Here is a 20,274-nt window from a genome sequence, read left to right as displayed (position 1 = left end):
AAATGTCGCACAAAATTTACGCAACTGCTGATTTCTCCACCATAGGATGCGCGATGAAAATTGTGTATCCCCGGGCGACCTTGTAGAGATAGGCCAGCGACTGACAGGACAAGATGTGCATAAGCCATTGAAAATAGGACAGACGGACATCGAGATGCCGGTTCTCTTGGCACCGATGGCGGGAATCACCGATTTGCCGTTCCGCCGCATGGTTGCGCGGTTCGGAGCCGGTCTGGTCGTGTCCGAGATGGTGGCATCGGGCGAGATGATTACACGTAAGCCCTCGGTGCGGGCGAAAGCGCGGGTTGAGCTGGGGCTGGATCTGCCAAGCTCCGTGCAGCTGGCCGGTCGCGATCCGCAGCCCATGGCCGAGGCCGCACGGATGGTCGCCGATATGGGCGCGCGGATCATCGACATCAATATGGGCTGCCCGGCCAAGAAGGTGACGGGCGGGGCGTCCGGTTCTGCTCTGATGCGCGATCCCGACCACGCCTTGCGGCTGATTGAGGCCACGGTGGGCGCGGTCGATCTGCCGGTGACGCTTAAGATGCGTCTGGGCTGGGATGATGATATGCGCAATGCCCCCGAGATCGCCCGGCGCGCCGAGGCCGCAGGCATCAAGATGATCGTGGTGCATGGGCGCACCCGAATGCAGTTTTACAAAGGGCAGGCCGATTGGCACGCGATTGCCGCGACGCGCGAGGCGGTCTCGATCCCGGTGATTGCCAATGGCGATATCGTCGATGCCGCGAGCGCGCGCCTCGCGCAGTCGCACTCGGGCAGCGCCGGCGTGATGGTTGGGCGTGGGGCACAGGGCGCGCCGTGGCTTTTGGCGCAGATCAGCGCTGAGCTGTTTGGAACGCGCGCCCCGAAAGAGCCGGTTGGATCGGAGCTTTGTGATTTTATTTCAGAGCATTACGGTTCGATCTTGAGCTTCTACGGTCGTGACCTCGGGCTGCGGCTCGCGCGCAAACATTTGGGCTGGTATGCCGAGCGCGCCCAAGCTCCGCTGCGCGCGGAAATGATGGTGGCGGAGACCCCCGAACATGTGCTGGCGCTGATTGAACGCGCCTTTGGCGAGAGGATCGCGGCATGACTCTGCCTGCACCGGGAACGATCTGGGGGTCTTTGCCGACGCCCGCCTTGCTCATTGATGGCGCGGATTGCGTCGAAGAGGTGAACCCCGCAGCCGAGCTGTTTCTGAACCTATCGGGGCGCGCGCTGCGCGGTCAGAAGATTGGCGAGCGGCTGGCGATTTCCGCCCCGCTAGAAGAGGTCTTCGCCCGCGTGCGCAGCAATCGCGCCTCGCTGTTTGTGAACGATGTCGAGGTGACGACGGGCGAAAAGGCTCCGGTCCAGTGCAACCTTCAGGCCGCCCCGCTTGGCGATGAGCCCGACCGGATCTTGCTGCTGATCGAGCCGCGTGAGCTGGCCGACCGGTTGGGCCGGGCGAGCATGGTGAAATCCGCGGCGCGCTCGGCGATCGGGATGGCAGAGATGCTGGCCCATGAAATCAAGAACCCGCTGGCTGGTATCGCGGGTGCGGCCCAGTTGCTCAGCATGAACTTGTCGGGCGAAGATCTTGAATTAACAGATCTAATCGTCGATGAGACGCGGCGGATCGTAAAGCTTCTTGAGCAAGTCGAGCAGTTTGGCAATGTGCGTCCACCGGAACAGAAAGCGGTCAATATCCACGATGTGCTGGAGCGCGCGCGCAAATCCGCCATCGTCGGCTTCGGCGCGCATATGAAGATCGAAGAGGATTACGACCCCTCGCTGCCTGCCACGCAAGGCGATGCCGATCAGCTGACGCAAGTCTTTCTGAACCTGTTGAAGAACGCAGCGCAAGCCTCTGAGGGTGGCGGAAAAATCAAGATCCGCACCTTCTATGAACACAGCCTTCGTTTGCGCCGTGCCGATGGCTCGGGCCAATCCTTGCCGTTGCAGATCGAGATCGTCGATGACGGTCCGGGCATTCCGCCCGCCATTGCCAACGAGATTTTCGAGCCCTTCGTATCGGGGCGCGAGAATGGCACGGGGCTGGGCCTCGCGCTCGTCTCCAAGATCATCTCTGACCATAACGGCTGGGTCAGCCTCGACAGCGTGCCCGGCCGCACCCGTTTCCGTATTTCCCTGCCTGTAGCGCCGAAGGAGAGTTGAGCCATGGACGGCACCGTACTTGTCGCCGATGACGACCGCACGATCCGCACCGTTTTGACCCAGGCGCTGACGCGCGCGGGTTGTAAGGTTCACGCGACCGCCTCGCTTGTGACGCTGATGCGCTGGGTTGAGGAGGGAAAAGGGGATCTGGTGATCTCTGATGTGATGATGCCCGACGGCAATGGCCTTGAGGCGCTGCCCCGGATCGGACAGGAGCGCCCGGGGCTGCCGGTGATCGTGATCTCGGCGCAAAACACCATCATGACCGCGATTCAGGCTGCCGAAGCAGAGGCTTATGATTACCTGCCCAAGCCTTTCGATCTGCCGGATCTGATGAAACGGGCCCAAAAGGCGCTGGAGCAGAAGCGCCGCGCGCCGAGTCCCAGCAAACCCAATGAGAACGCCGTCACCGAAGCCGGTGATCTGCCGCTGGTGGGGCGCACGGCAGCGATGCAAGATCTCTACCGTTTGGTTGCGCGGGTCATGAATGCCGATCTTCCGGTTTTGATCGCGGGCGAAAGTGGGACTGGTAAGTCTCTGATCGCCCGGGCAATTCACGACTTCTCGGATCGCCGGACGCTGCCCTTTGTCGTGGCGCAGGCGAGCGATCTGCAAGGGGCCGACGGGCCTGCGACACTGCTGTCGCGTTCGCGCGGCGGCTCGCTCGTTTTCGACGAGGTGGGCGATTACGACGAGGACACGCAGGGCCGGATCGTGCGGATGCTCGATGCGCTGCCCGATCCCGCGCCGCGGGTGATGGCCACGACCCAAAGCGATCTGTCGGGGCTGATGGAGGCCGGGCGGTTCCGGCAGGATCTGTTTTACCGACTGGGCGGGGTGACGCTGAATGTGCCGAGCCTGCGCGAGCGGGTCGAAGATATTCCGCTGCTTGCCGATCACTTCCTGAGCCGCGCCGAGCGCGAAGGGCTGGGCACGCGCCGCTTCACCGCCGATGCGATGCAACTCGTGCGTGCTTATTCGTGGCCGGGCAATGTGCGTCAGCTTGAAAATACGATTCGGCGCCTTGCCGTGACCTCGCCCGAAGAGGAGATTGCGCGCACGGAAGTGGAGCTTGCGCTTGGCAATCAGCCCGCGATTGAGCCGCTGCGCCAAGGCGGCGAGGGCGAGAAGCTCTCGGCCTCGATTGCGCGACATTTGCGCCGCTACTTTGATCTTCACGGTGGAAATCTGCCGCCCGCCGGACTTTATGATCGCATTTTGAAGGAGATGGAGGGCCCGCTGATCGAGATTGCGCTGGATGCGACCGGCGGAAATCAAGCCAGATGTGCGGACCTCCTTGGCATCAACCGCAATACCTTGCGAAAAAAGATCACCGATCTGGATATTCAGGTGACACGGCGACGCAAACTGATGTAAACCAGCAACAGGGGGCTGTGGCTTTTCCGTTCGTTCGGATTTGTTGCGGCCTGTGTGAAAGGGGCATCGGTGCAGAGCAGCACAGGATATCGCACGGGATGGGACCGGCTGGCGCGTTTTCGACGCCGGCGGCGGGTCCGCAATGTCGTCACGCTGGGCTTGGTCGTTCTGGGGCCAGCGCTTGCGATTGCGACGTTTTTCGTGCTCGGTCCGCTGGGTCAGGGCGGGGACAGCACCGGGCTGCGCCTGATCCTTCTTGCCGATTTCGTCTATTTCCTGCTTTTGGCCGGTCTGATCATGATGCGGCTGGCGCAGATCATCGCGGCCAAGCGCGCGCGCTCTGCCGGATCTCGCCTGACTTTGCGCCTCACCGGGGTGTTTGCGGGTATCGCGCTGGTGCCCACGGTGCTGGTGGCGCTGTTTGCCGGGCTCACGGTGAATATCGGTCTGGAGGGCTGGTTCTCGGATCGGGTGCGCTCGGTCGTCGGCACATCGCTTTCGGCGGCGGAAGCCTATCAGGCCGAGCATAAGCAAGATCTCGTTCAGGATGTGCGCGCGCTTGCAGCCTTTCTCAATCTGCGTCGGCAAGCCGCGACCTTCATGTCGGATGGCGAGCTGAAATCGCTGCTCACGACGGGTCAGGCGGGCATCCAGCGCGGTGTCAAAGAGGCCTATGTGATCGACGGCACGGGCAAGATCATCGCGCGCGGCGACCGCTCTTATTTGTTCAACTACGAGGAACCCTCGCCCAAGGATATCGTCGAGGCACAAAAGGGCGAGACGGTTCTGATCGAGGATTGGCCCAATTCCGAGCTGCGCGCGCTGGTGCGGCTCAATGCCTTCGTCGACCGCTACCTTTATATCTCGCGCAAGGTCGACGGGAAAATCCTGTCGCTGCTCGATCAGACGCGCGAGACGGTGATGCTCTATCAACAGCTCGAATCGGCGCGCGGGCGCGTTCTGTTCGAGTTCGGGCTGGTCTATTTCGGCTTTGCGCTGATCCTGATCCTGGCCGCGATCTGGATGGGCCTATGGTTTGCCGAGCGTCTGTCGCAACCCATCGGGCGGCTGGCTGCAGCGGCCGAGCGGGTCGGCGCCGGGGATCTCGATGCGCGGGTGATCGAGGCCGATGGCGATGACGAGATCGCAACCTTGGGCCAGAGCTTCAACCGGATGACGGGCCAGCTCAAGACGCAGCGGATGGCACTGGTCGAGAGCCATCACGAGACAGAGGAACGCCGCCGCCTGTTCGATTCCGTGCTCTCTTCGGTCACCTCGGGCGTGATCGGGCTGAATGCGGAGGGTCAGATCGACTTTGCCAACCGTGCCGCGATGCAGCTTCTGACGCTCGCGCCTGCCTCCGGCACGCCGCAGACCCTTGCGATGACTGTTCCTGAATTCATGGGCATGTACAAACGGTTACAAGACGGTCTTCATGAAGTGGTTCAAGAAGAAATCCGGCTTTCGCGCGACGGTCGGCTGGAAAGTCTGCTGGTGCGCATGGCGGTGCGGCGCAATGATGAGGGCACGCCCGAGGGCTATGTGGTGGCCTTTGAAGATGTGACCGAGCTGGTCTCGGCTCAGCGCATGGCCGCTTGGGGCGATGTCGCGCGCCGGATCGCGCATGAGATCAAGAACCCGCTGACCCCGATCCAGCTGTCTGCGGAACGCATCAAACGCAAGTTCTCGCGCATGGTCGAGGGCGAGGATGCCGAAACGCTCGACAATCTGACCGGGGTGATTGTGCGCAAGACGGATGATCTGCGCCGGATCGTGGACGAGTTTTCGCGCTTTGCCCGGATGCCCGAGCCGGACCGGGCCGATCACGATCTTGCCCGTATCCTGCGCGATGCCGCGACCTTGCAAGAAGAGGCGCTGCACGGGGCGACGCTGGTGGCCGATATTCCCGCAGAGCCGGTCGTGGTCGAGCTTGACGCGACGATGATCTCGCAGGCGGTGACCAATCTGATCAAGAATGCCGGCGAGGCAATTGAAAGCCTAGAGCCGCAATCCCGCCCCGAGGGCTTTGCGCCCGAGGTGCGTGTCTCGATGGAGGTCGCGCCCGAGATGGTCACGATCCGCATCGCCGATAACGGGATTGGCCTGCCGCCCGACCGCTCGCGGCTTTTCGAGCCTTACGTGACGACCCGCGAGAAGGGCACCGGGCTTGGCCTGCCCATCGTGAAGAAGATCATCGAGGAGCATGGCGGGACGCTGACACTCAGCGACGCGCCAGCCTTCAGCAGTGGGGCGCATTGCGGTGCGCTTGCCGAAATCCGCTTGCCGCGCGCCCGCGCGGCTCAGCGGGCCATCAAGGAGAGGGGCGAAGCCCCCGGAGACGTGACATGAGCGACATCCTGATCGTCGATGACGAGAAAGACATCCGCGAACTGATTGCTGATATCTTGCGAGACGAAGGCTTTCAGACCCGGTTGGCGGCCAATTCCAACGATTGCATGGATGAGATCAACGCCCGCGAACCGGCGCTGATGATCCTCGATATCTGGCTGAAAGACAGCAAGATGGACGGGATCGACATTCTCAAGACCGTCAAGCGCGACAACCCCGACGTGCCGGTGATCATCATCTCGGGTCACGGCAATATCGAGATCGCGGTGGCCGCGATCAAGCAGGGCGCCTATGACTTCATCGAAAAACCCTTCAACATTGACCAGCTGATGGTCGTGATCGGGCGGGCGATGGAAACCGCGCGGCTGCGGCGCGAGAATTCCACGCTCAAGCGGCGCGATCTGAGTTCGGGCGAGATGATCGGCGAGTCGGCGGCCTTCCGGCGGCTGCGCGATCAGCTGGATAAAGTCACGAAATCGAACGGGCGGGTGATGCTCTCGGGCGAGCCGGGCTCGGGCAAGGAGATGGCCGCGCGCTTCATCCACCAGAATTCCACCCGCGCGGCGGGGCCCTTCGTCACCGTCAACTCCGCCTCGATTGAGCCCGACCGGATGGAAGAGGTTCTCTTTGGTCGCGAAACGCCTGAGCGCGGGATCGAGAAGGGGCTGCTTGAGCAGGCCCATGGCGGCGTGATCTATTTCGACGAGGTGGCCGAGATGCCGCTGGGCACGCAATCCAAGATCCTGCGGGTTCTGACCGAGCAGCAATTCATGCGGGTGGGTGGTGCCGATAAGGTGCGCGTCGATCTGCGGGTGATCAGCTCGACCACGCGCGATCTGGTTGCGATGATCCGCAGCGGGGATTTCCGTCAGGAGCTCTATGACCGGCTCAACGTGGTGCCGATCGAGGTTCCGGGGCTGAGCGATCGGCGCGAGGATGTACCGCTTCTGGCCAGCCATTTCCTGCGCGGTTTCAACGAAACCCAAGGCCTGCCGCTGCGTGAGATCTCGGAAGAGGCCGCCGCATTGATGCAGACGATGGATTGGCCGGGCAATATTCGCCAGCTGCGCAACGTGATCGAGCGGGTGCTGATCTTGGGCGAGGGCAGCGGCCCGATTGAGGCGCGCGAGCTGCCCGGTCAATCCTCTCCGTCCGATGAGGGGCGCGTTGTCTTGGGCGGTGCGCTTGCGACCTTGCCGCTGCGCGAGGCGCGCGAGTTGTTTGAGCGCGAATATCTGCTGACGCAAATCAACCGCTTTGGCGGGAATATCTCGCGCACGGCCAATTTCGTCGGCATGGAGCGCTCGGCTTTGCACCGCAAGCTCAAGACTTTGGGGGTTGTGACCTCGAACAAGGCAGGCGCGCGGATTGCCCATGTCGGCGAGGAAGAGGACTGAGCCGCGACAAAGAAAGGGCCCGCGCGACTGGCGCAGGCCCTCTCTGTGGATCAGATTTCCTGAGTCTTGCGGATCAGGAACCACGCCAGCGTCGAGCAGATCAGCGTGGCGATCACGATGGGCAGCGCTGTGCCGTTGAAGGCCAGCCCCACGGGCGCCGCGATCAGCACGGCCCCCACCGTCGAGATCGCGGTCACGATGGTCGCAGCCGTCCCCGCAATATGGCCCATATGCTCTAGCGCCAGCGCATTGAGATTGCCAAAGGTCACCCCGGCCATCCAGAACACCGTAACAGTGTAGATGAAGATGAGCGGGAAGCCCGCCGCGCCATCTGTGAAGCCTGCGAGCACGAGGATCAGCATCACCGTCGAGACGCAGATCTGCATGATATAGCTCGCCTTGACGATCTTGCGCATCCCCAGCGTCATCACGTAGCGGGCGTTGAAAATACTGCCCGTGCCCGCCATCAGCGCGCCGCCCGCGAACCAAAGCGGGAAGGTATCGGTCACGCCATGCGTGGCATAGAGCTGCTGGGCCGAAGAGAGTAACGCGAACATCTGCCCAAAGCCCAGAGTGATCGTGATGATGTAGATGCGCACTTCGTAATGGGCGAAAACCTCGCGCGCGGCAGCGGTCAGCTTGGCCACGCTGATCGGGCGGCGGTTTTCGGGCGCCAGCGTTTCGGGCTGGCGCAGATTGAGCCAGCTCACGCCCACGAAACCGAACAAGATGAAGGCCCAGAACACGCCGCGCCAATCAAAAGCCGAGATGATCAGCGACCCGACCGAGGGTGCAACCGCTGGCACCAGAATGAAGATCATCATGATGAAGGAGGTCACCTTCGCCATCTCGCGGCCCGCAAACAGATCGCGGATCAGCGCCATCACGGTGATCCGAGGGCCGGCGGCCCCGATCCCTTGCAGCACGCGGGCGGCAAGCAGCGCCTCAAGGCTTTGCGCATGCACGGCCACGAAAGCGCCCACCATGTAGATCGCGATCCCGATATTGATCGTCAGCTTGCGCCCGATCGCATCCGAGATCGGTCCGGCAATGATCGTCCCCAACCCCATGCCCAGCACGAAGGATGTGAGCACAAGCTGGGCGCGGTTGACCGCGTCCGGGCTCAGATCGGCGGCGATCTGGGGCAGCGCGGGCAGCATGCCATCGATTGAAAACGCGATGGTCGCGGTGAGGGTTGCGAGCATCACGATCAATTCGGGCAGCGAACGTCGATTGCGCGCGACGAGCGTCGCGTCGGGAATCTGGGTCATGTCTGGAACTCTTTTGCGCAAAATTTGGGCGCACCATAAAGGCGTTCTGGCCCAAATGACCAGTGCGGGGAGCGCGCAGAGAGCTGTGCGCTCACGCGGAGGTGATTAGTGTTGGGTGGCCGTTTCGGGGGCGCCTGACAGCTCATCTATCACACGCAGCCAAAGATCGGTCGGCTGCGCGCCTTCGACGACATGGCGCTCGGCCACGATAAAGGTCGGAACGGCGGTGATGCCGCGCTCGCGGGCGTGGCGTTCCTTGGCGGCAAGCGTGTCGAGATCTGCCTCCGAGGCCAGCAGCCGCGCCGTCAGAGCGCCGTCCATTCCGCAGCTCTGTGCGATCTCGCTCAGCAGCTTGGGGTCGGAGATGTTTTGCCCCTCGATCCAATGTGCGCGCAAGATGGCATCCATAACCGCACCCTGCGCATGCTCGATCCCCGCCCAGTAAAGCAGACGGTGCGCATCGCGGGTATTGGGCTGATGGGTGACGCGCTCGGGGTGGAATTCGATCCCCTCGGCCTGCGCGATCTCCAAGAGTTGCACATGCATCTTCACAGCCTTGTCCTTGCCGAACTTGGCTTCCAGATAATCGGCGCGCGACATGCCCTGCGCGGGCATCGTCGGGTTGAGCTGGAAGGGCTGCCAGCTGCGCACGAAAGGGTGGTCGGGCCGGGCCTGCAGCGCCTGATCAAGCCGCGCCTTGCCGATATAGCACCACGGGCAGACGGGATCGGCGAAAATATCGAGCGGGATCATGGGCGGTCTCCTTCGGTCAGCATCCCGCGCAGCGCGGCGCGTTGCAGCTTTCCGTTGCGATTGCGCGGCAGCGTGGCGATGCGGCGGTAGATTCGTGGCTGCTTGTACCGCGCCAGACGGGATTGGGCAAAGGTGGCCAAGCTCTCGGCGCTGACAGGGCCGGTATAGGCCAGCGCGATCACGCTCGCATCGGCCTTCACCGCGAGTTCGACGGCGGCCAGTTCGCCCACATCGGGGCAGGCGGCGAGCGTCTCTTCAATCTCAAGCGGCGAGACCCGAAATCCCCCGGCATTGAGCATATCGTCCTCGCGCCCCAGATAGGTGATCGCGTCATCCTGAGCCATGCTGACCATGTCGCCCGTGACAAACCACGGACCCCGACGGCGCGCGGCACTGGCCTCGGGTGCCCCCCAATAGCCGAGGTACAGCCCCGGATCGCCCTCATGCACGGCCAGCTCCCCCGGCGTGCCGCGTGCGACCGGCAGGCCGTCGGCATCCAAGACCGCGATGTGCCGACCGGGCTGCGGATAGCCCGTGGCGCCGGGCGGGGCCGGGCGCGCAGGGCTGGCCGAGATGAAGGTCGAGCATTCCGACATCCCAAGCGCAGGATAGATCGGTGTGCCGCTGGCCGCCTCCCAGGCTTGGCGGGTCTGCTCAGGCAAAGCCTCGCCCGCGCTCAGACTATGACGCAGGCGCGGCAGGGTGAGCGTGGCGTGATGGGCAAGGATCTGGCGAAACACGCCGGGAGCCGCGGCGAAAAGCGTGGCATCGAAGCGCTTCATCAAAAGCGGCAGGCTGCGCGGCTCGACGCCCGCCCCCGGGATCAGCGCCGTGGCGCCCAGCGTCCACGGATCCATCAGCCCGGTGCCCAGCGTATAGGTCCAGTTGAACGCGCCCGCATGAAGCATTCGGTCGGCCTCACGCATCGCATACCAACCCTGATGCATCATCTGACGGGCCCAGATCGCGCGATGGGCATGGACCACGGCCCGCGGCTGCCCGCCGGGGCCAGAGGTGAAGATCATGTAGCCCGGACGCTCCGGGTCGCCCATCTGGAAGGCGCAAGGAGCGGCGTCTTCGGCGCGGTGGAGGGTGGACGCCTCGATCACCCGCGCGGGATGGTCGGGCCGCGCCAGATCGGGACCTGCAAGGATGGCGGCAGGGTCGATGACATGCGCAAGCCGGGTGATTTCGGGGGCAGTGAGCTGGGCCGAGGTTGGCACCGGGATCAGCCCCGCTGCCAGCGCGCCCAGAAAAGCCACCGGAAATTCCGGGCCATTGCCCAGACGCAAGAGCACGCGGTCGCCCTCAACCAGTCCTTGCTCCAACAGCCGTGTGCCCGCCCCGCGGACTGCGGCGATCAAACGAGCATAGGACCAGCGCTCCGCCCCGGAGGGCCGCACGATCTGCATCGCAAGCTTATCCGGGCGCGCAGTCCCCGCCGCCAGCACATGGGCTGCCATGTTGAACGCGGCGGGCGGCGCGGGCAGCGGTGCAGAGAGGAATTCAGAGCGCATCCGACACGCTCAGTTAGCTGCGTCCGGGAGGACCGGCGCGCCGGTCATTCCTCTTCCTCGTCATCGCCAAAGCGCGCGTCATCATCGGATTCATCCTCGCCCTCGGGGATATACTTGCCCGACAGCATGATCGAGCGGTTGTCATGGGCCGGATCCATCACGACATCCGAGGGCAACTCGCCCCGGAGCCATTCGAGCACCTCTTCGCGCGCGTCGATCGGCTCTTGCTCAGTCAGCTCGGCGATATAGCGCAGAAAGGCGCGCTGATCGCCGTCGATCTCGTCCAGATCCGCCGGGTCGGCTTCGGGCCAGCGATCCGTGATCGCCTCGTAGAACGATGCCCAGTTTTCCTCGATGTGATGCCATTTCATCAGCGCTGTCTCCTTATCGTCTATCCGCGCCTGCGCAGGCTGACCCTCGCCAATCGCTAGAATGCGCGCCGGGCTCTGCAAAGGCAAAAGGCATTTCGGGCCGCTGTGGTTCCTTCACCGCACCTTCGCCGCAATCACTCCGCTCGGATCAGTGCATCCAGCCCTGAACCGTGCGCGCTGTCCCCGATATGTCATCGCCCACACCGGCCACCGTGTTGCACCCTGCCAAGGTCACCGCCATCGCGGCCATAAGGATCAACATCTTCATTTTTCTGCCCTATTGCTTGGTCTTGTCGTCATACCACCAGACGTCGGGCTCAAAGCCCGACCAGTCCCCGTATACTGGTGTTTTCTTGGGGTAGTGAAGCGCCTTGATATGCGCAATCCGGTCAACCGGCGCGAAAGACACCGGGATCACATAGCGTCCAGCGGTCAGGATGCGGTCGAGCGCATGGGCGCCTGCGATGAAATCCTCATGGCTGCGGGCGTTGAGCATGTCGTTGATCATCGCCTCAGCTGCCGGGGAGTTCATCCCCATCCAGTTGCGCGTGCCCTGTTCGGTCACACCCTTGTGTCCCCAGTAATACATCTGCTCATTGCCGGGGCTGAGCGAGGGCGTGTTCCAAAACCATGCCATATCGAAATCATAGGCATTGGTGCGCTGGGTATACTGCGCGTCATCAATCACCGTCACCTGCGGCACGATACCAAGACGCTTGAGCGCCTGCGTGTAGATATCGACAATGCTCTGGGTTTCAGCCGCGCCCTGCTGCAAGACGATATCGAAGGTGAAGGGGCGTCCGTCCTTCTCGAGGATACCGCGGTCATTGACCTGCCAGCCCGCCTCTTGCAGCAGCTTGGCTGCGGAACGCATATTCTTGCGGTTGCGGTTTTTGCCGTCGCTCTTGGGCAGGGAGTAGCCCGAGATCGTGCCGGGAAGCAGCGAATCTTTGAACGGCTCAAGGAGTGCGAGCACCTTGCCCTCGGCAGGGCCCGGCTTCATCCCCAGCTCGGAATTCGAGAAATAAGAGGTGATGCGCGGCTCGGCCCCGTCATTGACGGTCTTGTTGATGAATTCGAAATTAAACGCATCGATCATGGCCTGACGGACCCGCCAATCGGCAAAGATCGGGTTGCGGGTGTTCATCACCAGCCCCTTGAAGCCCGAGGGGCGCTGGTTGGGGATCTCGGATTTGACGATCTCGCCCGATTGCACGGCAGGGAAATTGTAATTGCGCTGCCAGTTCGAGACGTTGAACTCTTTATAGGTGTTGATCGCTCCGCCCTTGAAGGCCTCGAACACAACGCCGCCATCGCCGAAATAGTCGTAGCGGATGAAATCGAAATTGTTGCGGCCTTTGTTGAAGCCCAGATTGCGGCCCCAATAGTCCGGGTTGCGCTTGAGGATGATGTATTTGCCGGGCACGGCCTTGTCGATCACGTAGGGCCCCGAGCCAATCGGCTTCATGTCGGTCGTATTGGCGAAATCCTTGCCCACCCACTGCGCCTTTTCAAGGATCGGGCGCAGCCCCATGATCAGCGCCAATTCGCGGTCGGGCTCGGTGAAGGTAAAGCGCACGGAGCGTGGGCCGGTCTGCTCCATCTTGGCCACCTTGGACCACGCGTTGCGGTATTTCGGATGGCCCTCCGTGCCCAGCGTTTTATAGCTCCACATGACATCCTCGATGGTGACGGGATTGCCATCCGAGAATTTCGCATCCGGGCGCAGCGTGAATTCGACCCAGCTTCGCGCGTCATCGGTCTCGATGGATTGCGCGAGCAGACCATAAAGCGTGAAGGGCTCGTCCCAGGACCGGCCCATGAGCGATTCGGTCACATATTGGCTGATTCCCTGCGCCGGACGTCCGTTCAGGATCCATGGATTGAAAGAATCGTACATCCCCGCGACCCCGAATCGGATCTCACCGCCCTTGGGGGCATCCGGGTTTGCGTAGGGTAAGTGGTCAAAACCATCGGGCAGGGCGGGTTTGCCATACATTGCGATCGCCCCTTGCGGTGCGGCAAGGGCAGGCCCCGCAAATATTGGGCTCAACGCAAGCGTACCGATTACCGCTGCTCGGAAAAACACCGATCTCAACATCGCAACAATCCCTCTTCTGCCCGTTTATTATAGCGCCAAGCTAGCGAGGCGATTGAAAGTGCGCAAACTTTTCCCTTGGAGAGAGGCGTCGCATTGCGTATAAGGATCTTACTGCTCGATAGGTTTCTTGCCTGTATGAAACCTGCCTCATGACTTGACGCCCGCTTCGTGCGGGCGTCTTTTTTTTCGTTTTCATGCCCAGTAGCAAGCCCTCATGCCCTGTTCTCACAGGCAATTGCGCAACGCTGGCGGTTCTATGCCGAGCGCGTGAGCGCAGCCGCCGCAGCGTGAGGGACGACTCATCGAATCTGGGGGAGCGGTTTGAAAAGGAAAACCCGCATCCGCGCGACACGAGTCGCGGCGCGAAGGCGGGGGCTTTGGTCAGAGGCCAAGGGCAGGCGCGGCTCAGTGTGGCTCGCGCACCACGCGGAACATCGCGCGCCGCTCATCGGGCGTCATCTCGGCGAAATGCTCGGAGGGCGTCTTTTTGCGCGGCGGGCCGGCAAACGGCGCCTGGCTCTCCGCGAATCCCAGCTGTTCGCGCTGAAGCGGGGCCGGGGCCGGGCGTTGCGCCGGGGCGTCGGCCCCGATCTCGATCAAACGCCGGGCGCTGACCTCGAACCGGCGCGGCGTTCGGCCCAGCTCTCCCTCGGCGACGAGACATCCGAGCGCACGCGTGACATCGCCCAGATCCGAGGCGAGCGGCAAGATCAGGAGCCGGGCTGCAAGCTCGGGCTTGCCGATGCCGGTTTGCGCGCGCAGATCGACCTCTGCAATCTCGGGACCGGCAAAGACGGCCTCGGTAATCTCGGAGATCTTCTTGCGGCCATCGGGGGTGAACAGCGCGCTGAGCGGCATGCCGCGCACCTCCATGCCCATGACGTCATTGAGATGAGTGCCCGCGAGCCGAAACCGACCCATGCCGGGGGCTACGCGTTCGAGAATAAAGGCGAATTCCAGCGATCGTTCGATACCGCGCGGGTCCACCTCAGAGCGTGCGGGCACATTGCGCCCCTTGCGCAGCGCTTCCCAATAGGCGCGCAGCTCATTGCTGACCCGGCGTCCGACGCCTGCGCCGATGGGGATGATCTTCGGTTGCGACTCGCGTTCCATTTCAAACCTACCCTATCATGATCGTGACGCCGCGGTCGCGATCCCTACACCTCAAACGCCGCTGCCAGCATAGCCTTCCGGTCGTTTCGGTTGACCGTCGGAGCGAGTTTGTTACTGAACACTTAATACGTCAGTTTTCACCTGTATGGGGAACAAAACTACAAAATGGTTAAAACGCAGGACATTTTCCAGGGCGAGATCCACACCGTTTCGATGACCGGCTTCGCCTCGGAGCAGGGCGCGGGGCTGGAGCATGACTGGACGTGGGATCTGCGTTCGGTCAACGGCAAAGGGCTCGATCTGCGGCTGCGAGTCCCTGATTTGACAGGGCTTGAGGCCGGGCTGCGCAAGGCCGTGGCGCAGGTCGCGGCGCGGGGCAACATCCAGCTCTCGCTCAAGCTGACACGTCAGGGTGGGAGCGACACATTGCGCGTTAACCCGGAGGCGCTGGCGGCGGCGCTGAACGCTCTGAACGAGGTTAACAAAGCGGCAACCGGGCAGGGGCTGGCGATGGCTCCGAGCACGCCTGCGGAGATTTTGACGCTGCGCGGAGTGCTGGAACAAGGCCCGGCTGCGCCCGCGACCCCCGACGGTTTGGTGCCGCTGTTGCTCGCGGATGCCGAGCGCGTTCTGGCGCAGTTCCATGCGATGCGCTGCGCCGAAGGGGCCGAGCTGGGGCGGATCATTGCGGGCCAGATCGACCGGATCGACGAGTTGACCGATGAGGCCGAGACACGCGCGCAAGCGCGGAGGCCCGAGGCGGCAGAGGCCCTTCGCACCGCTCTGGCCCGCGTGATGGAGGCAACTCCCGGCGCAGATCAGGACCGCATCGCGCAGGAGCTTGCGCTCTTGGCGGTGAAGGCCGATATCACCGAAGAGATCGACCGCCTGCGCGCACATATCACGGCGGCGCGCGCGCTGCTGGCAGATCCCGGGCCGGTGGGGCGAAAATTCGAGTTTCTCGCACAGGAATTCGTGCGCGAGACGAACACCTTATGTTCGAAATCGAATGACAGTGCGCTGACCCGGATCGGGCTTGACCTGAAATATGTGATCGATCAGATGCGCGAACAAATTCAGAACGTGGAGTGAGCCCGATGATCGATATGCACCGCCGAGGTTTGCTTGTGATCCTGTCATCGCCTTCGGGGGCCGGAAAATCGACGCTGGCGCGCCGTCTCATGACATGGGATCCGACGCTGCGCTTTTCGGTTTCGGCCACGACCCGTCAGCCCCGGCAGGGTGAGCGCGACGGGGTGGAGTATTTCTTCAAGACCCGAGACGCGTTCGAAGAGATGGTCGCGGCGGGGGAGATGCTGGAGCATGCCGAGGTGTTCGGCAATCTCTACGGGACGCCCAAAGGCCCGGTCGAGGCCGCGATGGCCGATGGCCGCGACACGTTGTTCGATATCGACTGGCAGGGCGGTCAGCAGATCCGCCGCTCCAGTCTGGCAAGCGATGTGGTCTCGATCTTCATCCTGCCGCCTTCGATTGCAGATCTTGAGCAGCGTCTGCGCACGCGCGCGCAAGACAGCGATGAGGTGATCGCGGGGCGGATGGAGAAATCGATGACCGAGATCAGCCATTGGGGCGAGTATGATTACGTCATCATCAACCGCGACGTCGATGCCGCTGAGGCTGAACTGAAGACGATCCTGATGGCCGAACGTGCGCGGGCCAACCGCCAACCCGGGCTCAACGCCTTTGTGCGCGCCCTCAACACGGAGTTTGACGCAAGATGATCTATGAGCTGGACGGGATTCGCCCCGATATCGCCGCAGACGCTTGGGTGGCACCCGATGCCAATATCATCGGGCGGGTCGTGCTGGAAGGCACCTCGTCGGTCTGGTTCGGCGTCACGTTGCGCGGCGATAACGAAGAAATCCGGCTCGGTGCCGGGGCCAACATTCAAGAAAATGTCGTGTGCCACACCGATCCGGGCTTTGCGCTGACGATCGGGCCCGATTGCACGATTGGCCACAAGGCGATGCTGCATGGCTGCACGATTGGCGCAGGCAGCCTGATCGGCATGGGCGCGACGGTGCTCAATGGCGCGAAGATCGGGAGCGGGTGTCTGATTGGTGCAGGCGCGCTGATTACCGAGGGCAAAGAGATCCCCGATGGGTCGCTGGTGATGGGCGCGCCGGGTAAAGTCGTGCGGGTGCTCGATGCGCAGGCGCGTGAAAAGCTGCTGCAATCGGCGGCACATTACCGGGCGAACGCGTTGCGTTTTGCAAAAGGCCTGCGTGCGCTGGCTCAGACCACGCAAAACCTGAGCTAATTGTCGCGCTCATTCACCACAGGCACTTCGAAAATCGCGAAATCGAGCTTAGGAAAATTGTTTTTGACCTCGGCGAGAACCACGCGTGCGTTGGGCAGCGGTTTGCAATAGGCCCGCAGCGCGCCGGTATAGCCGATGGCCTCCAGCCTCTGCGCAAGATCGAGAATATCGAAGCGCGCCGTCAGCAGGGGGGCGAGCACCAGATCCGGGCGGAACTCGGCAAACTCCTCACGAGTGACAAGATCCAGTTCTATAACACGAATCTCAAGCCCCGCGACGCCGTGCAACGCGAGTGGCAACTCATGTTCTGCCTCGACCAGCAGCAATTTTCGCGCCTCTCCAATTGCCTTGGAATGCAAAAAGACGGCGCGCAAAGCCTGCTTGGAATAGCGCATTTCAGACATAGCCTTGCAAAAAACTCCTGCCACGGCGAACACATCGGTGTGTATATCATTAGTTTTGAATACACCTATATGTCAAAACACCTCTAAACTCTCAGTTTACCCGCTGCAACCGTGTTTGCACTTTGCAAAATGATCGTTGCATCGAAACGTTAACAAAGTCTTAACAACTAAAATGCGCCTCAAAGACCCGGCTTTACAGATCCGAGATTTCTGAGCACAAGTAGGGCGCGGATTTCGGGGCGGGGGCGTGATCATGGACCATGAAAATCTACATGATTTCATTGCGATTTTGCCGCAAGCGGCGCTTGTGATCGGGCGTGACGAACGCATTATCGCGATTAATCCTGAAGCGCGGCGCATCTTGGGCGCCGTTCCAGAGGGGCGCAGCTATGTCACTGTGCTGCGCCAACCGGATTTTGGCTTTGCCATGGATCAAGCCCTGCGCGGTGTTCGACCCGAGCGGGTTCGGCTGCGCCTCTCGCCGCGCGGGGAATCCGCCTCGGTGCAGATGGTGACGCTCGTGCCTCTGCCCCATCCGCTGCCGCCATGGGCAGGCGGCGTTCTGATCAGCTTTGAGGATGTTACGGCTCTTGAGAGCGCTGAGGCGATGCGGCGTGACTTCGTGGCCAATGTCAGCCATGAGCTGCGCACGCCGCTCACCGCGCTCATGGGATTTATTGAAACTCTGCGGTCCTCGGCGCGCGATGATCCCAAGGCGCGGGATCGCTTCTTGTCGATCATGGAGCGTGAGGCCTCGCGGATGAACCGGCTTGTGGGCGATCTGCTGTCGCTCAGTCGGGTCGAGGGCGAAGAGCGCCGTCGCCCAACCACGAATGTCGATATGTCGGTATTGCTGCGCGGGGTGCTGCAAACGCTGGAACATACTGCCCAATCGAGCAATGTCGCGCTGATCCGCGAGGGCGAGACCGGCGAGATCCGCGTGCCGGGCGATCCCGATCAGCTGACCCAAGTATTCACCAACCTGATCGAGAATGCGATCAAATATGGCGGGCAGGGTGGCGAGGTGCGCGTGTCCCTGTCGCGCATTGCGCAAGAGCCGGTGCTGGGTGCGCCTGCCGTGCGCGTCGATGTGCTGGATCTTGGCGAGGGGATCGATCCGGTCCATCTGCCGCGCCTGACCGAGCGGTTTTACCGCGTGGACACGCATCGCTCGCGTGAGAAAGGCGGGACCGGGCTCGGGCTTGCGATCGTCAAGCACATCGTCGCGCGCCATCGCGGGCGTCTGCGCGTGGAAAGCACGCCCGGCGAGGGCAGTCGCTTCACGATCATCCTGCCGCTCAACTGAGCGCCGGGTGGGACGCGCAGGGCACGGGCCTGCGGCATAATTCCGTCTTAGGGGCGACATCTCAGACTTCGATCTTATATGCTCCTTCGGGGAGCGAGGATATGAGCAGAAAATTGGGGCAATTATGCAGACCAAGCAGATCAATCTCGCACTTCAGGGCGGTGGCGCGCATGGGGCATTCACCTGGGGCGTGCTCGACCGGTTTTTGGACGAGAACTGGCTTGAATACCTAGCGATTTCAGGGACCTCCGCAGGTGCGCTGAACGGCGCCGCCTTCAAGGCGGGATGGGTGCGCGGTGGCCGTCAGGGTGCGCGCGAAGAGCTGGACCGGCTGTGGGGGCAGGTCTCGGAGACCGCCGATATGCGGATTGAGCGCTACATTCCCCCGCAATTGCCGGGTACGCAGGCACTGTTTCGCTGGTTCGAGGCGTTTACGCCTGCCGCATTTCTCGACAACGTAACGCGCCTAGTCTCGCCCTATGATACCGGGCCGTTCTACGTCAATCCGCTGCGCTCGGTGGTCGAGAAATTCAACTATAGCGATGTCTGCGCGGCCGCTCAGCCTGCGCTGTTCGTCTCGGCCACGAATGTGCGCACGGGCAAGGTGCGGGTGTTTTCGGGCGGTGAGATCACTGTGGATGCGATCCTCGCCTCGGCCTGCCTGCCCGAGATCTTCCGCGCCGTTGAGATCGAGGACCCGAGCACCGGCGAGACCGAAGCCTATTGGGATGGCGGTTTTACCGGAAACCCGCCGCTCTTTCCGCTTTTCGCGCCGGAGTATCCGCGTGATGTCGTGGTGGTGAATATCAATCCGCTTCTGCGTGAGCGAATCCCGCAAACGCCCTCGCAGATCGAGGAGCGGATCAATGAGATCAGCTTCAACACCTCGCTCTTGCGCGAATTGCGGGCGATCAATTTTGTGCGCCGTCTGCTGTCGGAGGGGCGCATTCCCGAGGGCAGCATGAAAGATGTGCTGATCCATATGATCGGCGATGATGAGATCATGACCGAGCTGTCGGCGGCCTCCAAGATCGTGCCTGAGCATGGACAACTCCAGCGGCTCAAGCGCGCGGGGCAAAAGGCCGCCGATCACTGGCTTGAGACCCATGCCGACAAGATCGGAATTTCCGCTTCAACCGATCTGCAGGAACTGTTCGACTAGCTCCGGGCGGTCTCGCCGCGCCCGTTCGTGCTTTTGCGCGCATCCTTGGGCGTGGGGTAGACCAGACCGGCAGAGATGATCAGCTTGGCCGCATCCTCGATCGACATATCGAGATAGCGCACCTGCGATTGCGGCACGAAGAGCAGAAAACCGGAGGTCGGGTTCGGCGTGGTCGGCAAGAAGACCGAGATCAACGGATCGCTGTCATCGGCCATCTCCGCGATCTCGCCCTTCGCGCTGGAGGAGACAAAGGCAATCGCCTTGATCCCTTCGCGCGGGTAGTCGATCACGCAGGCGCGGTCGAATTTTGCCTCGGATTGGTTGAGCACCGTCTCCGCGATCTGCTTGAGCCCGGAATAGACCGTGCGCACGAAGGGCAGGCGGTCCACAAGGCTTTCCCCGATGCGCAGGAAGGTGCGCCCGAAGAACCCTTTTGCGAGCCAGCCCACGATGACCGTGAACACCAGAAAGATGATCACGCCGATGCCGCGCACATTGATGCCGATGTAATGCTCGGGGCGCAGCTCGCTTGGGATCAGCGGCAGCACCCAGCCATCCACCCAGCCCGCCATCGTCCACATCAGCCAGATCGTCAGTCCGATCGGGGCAACGACGATCAGCCCGGTCAGGAATGAGCCGCGCAGGGCGGCCATTCGCGAGCGGCGGCGCGTCGGGGGCAAGTCATCGGGTCGCATCATAGCTCTCTCGCGCC

Annotated in this window: 19 protein-coding genes; 10 read left to right on the top strand and 9 right to left on the bottom strand. The window is 62.4% G+C overall.

From position 1 onward, the window contains the following. The first annotated feature begins 133 nt into the window (after nucleotides 1-133). The 5 genes from dusB to ntrX all read left to right on the top strand — a co-directional run bounded on the left by dusB (nucleotide 134) and on the right by ntrX (nucleotide 7,283). Entirely contained in the window at nucleotides 134-1,096 is a 963-nt protein-coding gene (gene dusB / locus DL1_RS00545; RefSeq protein ID WP_425441849.1) for a tRNA dihydrouridine synthase DusB, read from the top strand. Beyond that, complete coding sequence (locus DL1_RS00540) at nucleotides 1,093-2,160, top strand: two-component system sensor histidine kinase NtrB (protein WP_038060877.1); 1,068 nt, start codon at nucleotides 1,093-1,095, stop codon at nucleotides 2,158-2,160. Before dusB ends, DL1_RS00540 begins: the two co-directional genes overlap by 4 nt. A gap of 3 nt (nucleotides 2,161-2,163) precedes the next feature. Beyond that, complete coding sequence (locus DL1_RS00535) at nucleotides 2,164-3,537, top strand: sigma-54-dependent Fis family transcriptional regulator (RefSeq protein WP_038060874.1); 1,374 nt, start codon at nucleotides 2,164-2,166, stop codon at nucleotides 3,535-3,537. 69 nt (nucleotides 3,538-3,606) lie between these two features. Then, nucleotides 3,607-5,886 carry a sensor histidine kinase NtrY-like gene (locus tag DL1_RS00530; RefSeq protein WP_038060871.1) on the top strand — a complete coding sequence of 760 codons (2,280 nt, stop codon included), beginning with the start codon at nucleotides 3,607-3,609 and terminating at the stop codon, nucleotides 5,884-5,886. Next, nucleotides 5,883-7,283: a nitrogen assimilation response regulator NtrX gene (gene ntrX / locus DL1_RS00525; protein ID WP_038060868.1), complete on the top strand. Its 1,401-nt coding sequence runs from the start codon at nucleotides 5,883-5,885 to the stop codon at nucleotides 7,281-7,283. Before DL1_RS00530 ends, ntrX begins: the two co-directional genes overlap by 4 nt. A 50-nt stretch (nucleotides 7,284-7,333) precedes the next feature. Here the strand turns inward: ntrX and DL1_RS00520 are convergent, their stop codons facing one another. From DL1_RS00520 to DL1_RS00495, 7 genes are all read right to left on the bottom strand, one after another. After that, on the bottom strand, nucleotides 7,334-8,554 hold the full coding sequence (locus tag DL1_RS00520; protein ID WP_245739628.1) for a multidrug effflux MFS transporter: 1,221 nt from the start codon (nucleotides 8,552-8,554) through the stop codon (nucleotides 7,334-7,336). Between the two features lie 105 nt (nucleotides 8,555-8,659). Beyond that, nucleotides 8,660-9,307, bottom strand: coding sequence for a DsbA family oxidoreductase (locus DL1_RS00515; RefSeq protein WP_038060865.1), 648 nt, complete (start codon nucleotides 9,305-9,307; stop codon nucleotides 8,660-8,662). Beyond that, nucleotides 9,304-10,824, bottom strand: coding sequence for a class I adenylate-forming enzyme family protein (locus tag DL1_RS00510; RefSeq protein WP_038060862.1), 1,521 nt, complete (start codon nucleotides 10,822-10,824; stop codon nucleotides 9,304-9,306). Before DL1_RS00510 ends, DL1_RS00515 begins: the two co-directional genes overlap by 4 nt. 44 nt (nucleotides 10,825-10,868) lie before the next feature. Then, nucleotides 10,869-11,195 (bottom strand): hypothetical protein, encoded by a 327-nt coding sequence (locus tag DL1_RS00505; RefSeq protein ID WP_038060859.1) that lies wholly within the window; start codon nucleotides 11,193-11,195, stop codon nucleotides 10,869-10,871. 148 nt (nucleotides 11,196-11,343) lie between these two features. Next, nucleotides 11,344-11,463, bottom strand: coding sequence for an entericidin EcnA/B family protein (locus tag DL1_RS21120; protein WP_074854943.1), 120 nt, complete (start codon nucleotides 11,461-11,463; stop codon nucleotides 11,344-11,346). A gap of 9 nt (nucleotides 11,464-11,472) precedes the next feature. Next, nucleotides 11,473-13,296 (bottom strand): extracellular solute-binding protein, encoded by a 1,824-nt coding sequence (locus tag DL1_RS00500; protein WP_038060857.1) that lies wholly within the window; start codon nucleotides 13,294-13,296, stop codon nucleotides 11,473-11,475. A 405-nt stretch (nucleotides 13,297-13,701) separates the two neighbouring features. Then, nucleotides 13,702-14,409, bottom strand: a complete 708-nt coding sequence (locus tag DL1_RS00495) for a PAS domain-containing protein (protein ID WP_038060855.1) — start codon at nucleotides 14,407-14,409, stop codon at nucleotides 13,702-13,704. A 165-nt stretch (nucleotides 14,410-14,574) separates the two neighbouring features. Between DL1_RS00495 and DL1_RS00490 the strand changes: the two genes are divergently transcribed. From DL1_RS00490 to DL1_RS00480, 3 genes are read left to right on the top strand one after another with little or no spacing between them, the layout of a single operon-like run. Further along, entirely contained in the window at nucleotides 14,575-15,501 is a 927-nt protein-coding gene (locus tag DL1_RS00490) for a YicC/YloC family endoribonuclease (RefSeq protein WP_245739630.1), read from the top strand. A gap of 14 nt (nucleotides 15,502-15,515) precedes the next feature. Next, a complete protein-coding gene (gene gmk, locus DL1_RS00485; RefSeq protein ID WP_038061470.1) occupies nucleotides 15,516-16,151 on the top strand; it encodes a guanylate kinase in 636 nt (211 codons plus the stop codon). After that, complete coding sequence (locus DL1_RS00480) at nucleotides 16,148-16,690, top strand: gamma carbonic anhydrase family protein (protein ID WP_038060853.1); 543 nt, start codon at nucleotides 16,148-16,150, stop codon at nucleotides 16,688-16,690. Before gmk ends, DL1_RS00480 begins: the two co-directional genes overlap by 4 nt. Here DL1_RS00480 and DL1_RS00475 read toward each other — a convergent pair. After that, complete coding sequence (locus DL1_RS00475; protein WP_038060851.1) at nucleotides 16,687-17,094, bottom strand: hypothetical protein; 408 nt, start codon at nucleotides 17,092-17,094, stop codon at nucleotides 16,687-16,689. The two genes, DL1_RS00480 and DL1_RS00475, sit on opposite strands and share 4 nt — an antisense overlap. A 253-nt stretch (nucleotides 17,095-17,347) precedes the next feature. Here DL1_RS00475 and DL1_RS00470 point away from each other — a divergent pair, with 253 nt between their 5' ends. Both DL1_RS00470 and DL1_RS00465 read left to right on the top strand, forming a co-directional pair. Continuing rightward, nucleotides 17,348-18,400, top strand: a complete 1,053-nt coding sequence (locus DL1_RS00470) for an ATP-binding protein (RefSeq protein ID WP_038060847.1) — start codon at nucleotides 17,348-17,350, stop codon at nucleotides 18,398-18,400. A 124-nt stretch (nucleotides 18,401-18,524) separates the two neighbouring features. Then, on the top strand, nucleotides 18,525-19,562 hold the full coding sequence (locus DL1_RS00465; RefSeq protein WP_038060844.1) for a patatin-like phospholipase family protein: 1,038 nt from the start codon (nucleotides 18,525-18,527) through the stop codon (nucleotides 19,560-19,562). Here DL1_RS00465 and DL1_RS00460 read toward each other — a convergent pair. Continuing rightward, nucleotides 19,559-20,260, bottom strand: a complete 702-nt coding sequence (locus DL1_RS00460) for a DUF502 domain-containing protein (RefSeq protein WP_038060841.1) — start codon at nucleotides 20,258-20,260, stop codon at nucleotides 19,559-19,561. The genes DL1_RS00465 and DL1_RS00460 overlap by 4 nt on opposite strands. Nucleotides 20,261-20,274: the final 14 nt, after the last annotated feature.

Origin of the sequence: Thioclava dalianensis, assembly GCF_000715505.1 — a bacterium.
Taxonomy (GTDB): Bacteria; Pseudomonadota; Alphaproteobacteria; order Rhodobacterales; family Rhodobacteraceae; genus Thioclava; species Thioclava dalianensis.
Note: the sequence above shows the minus strand (reverse complement) of the source record. Positions and strands in the feature narration are given on the sequence as shown.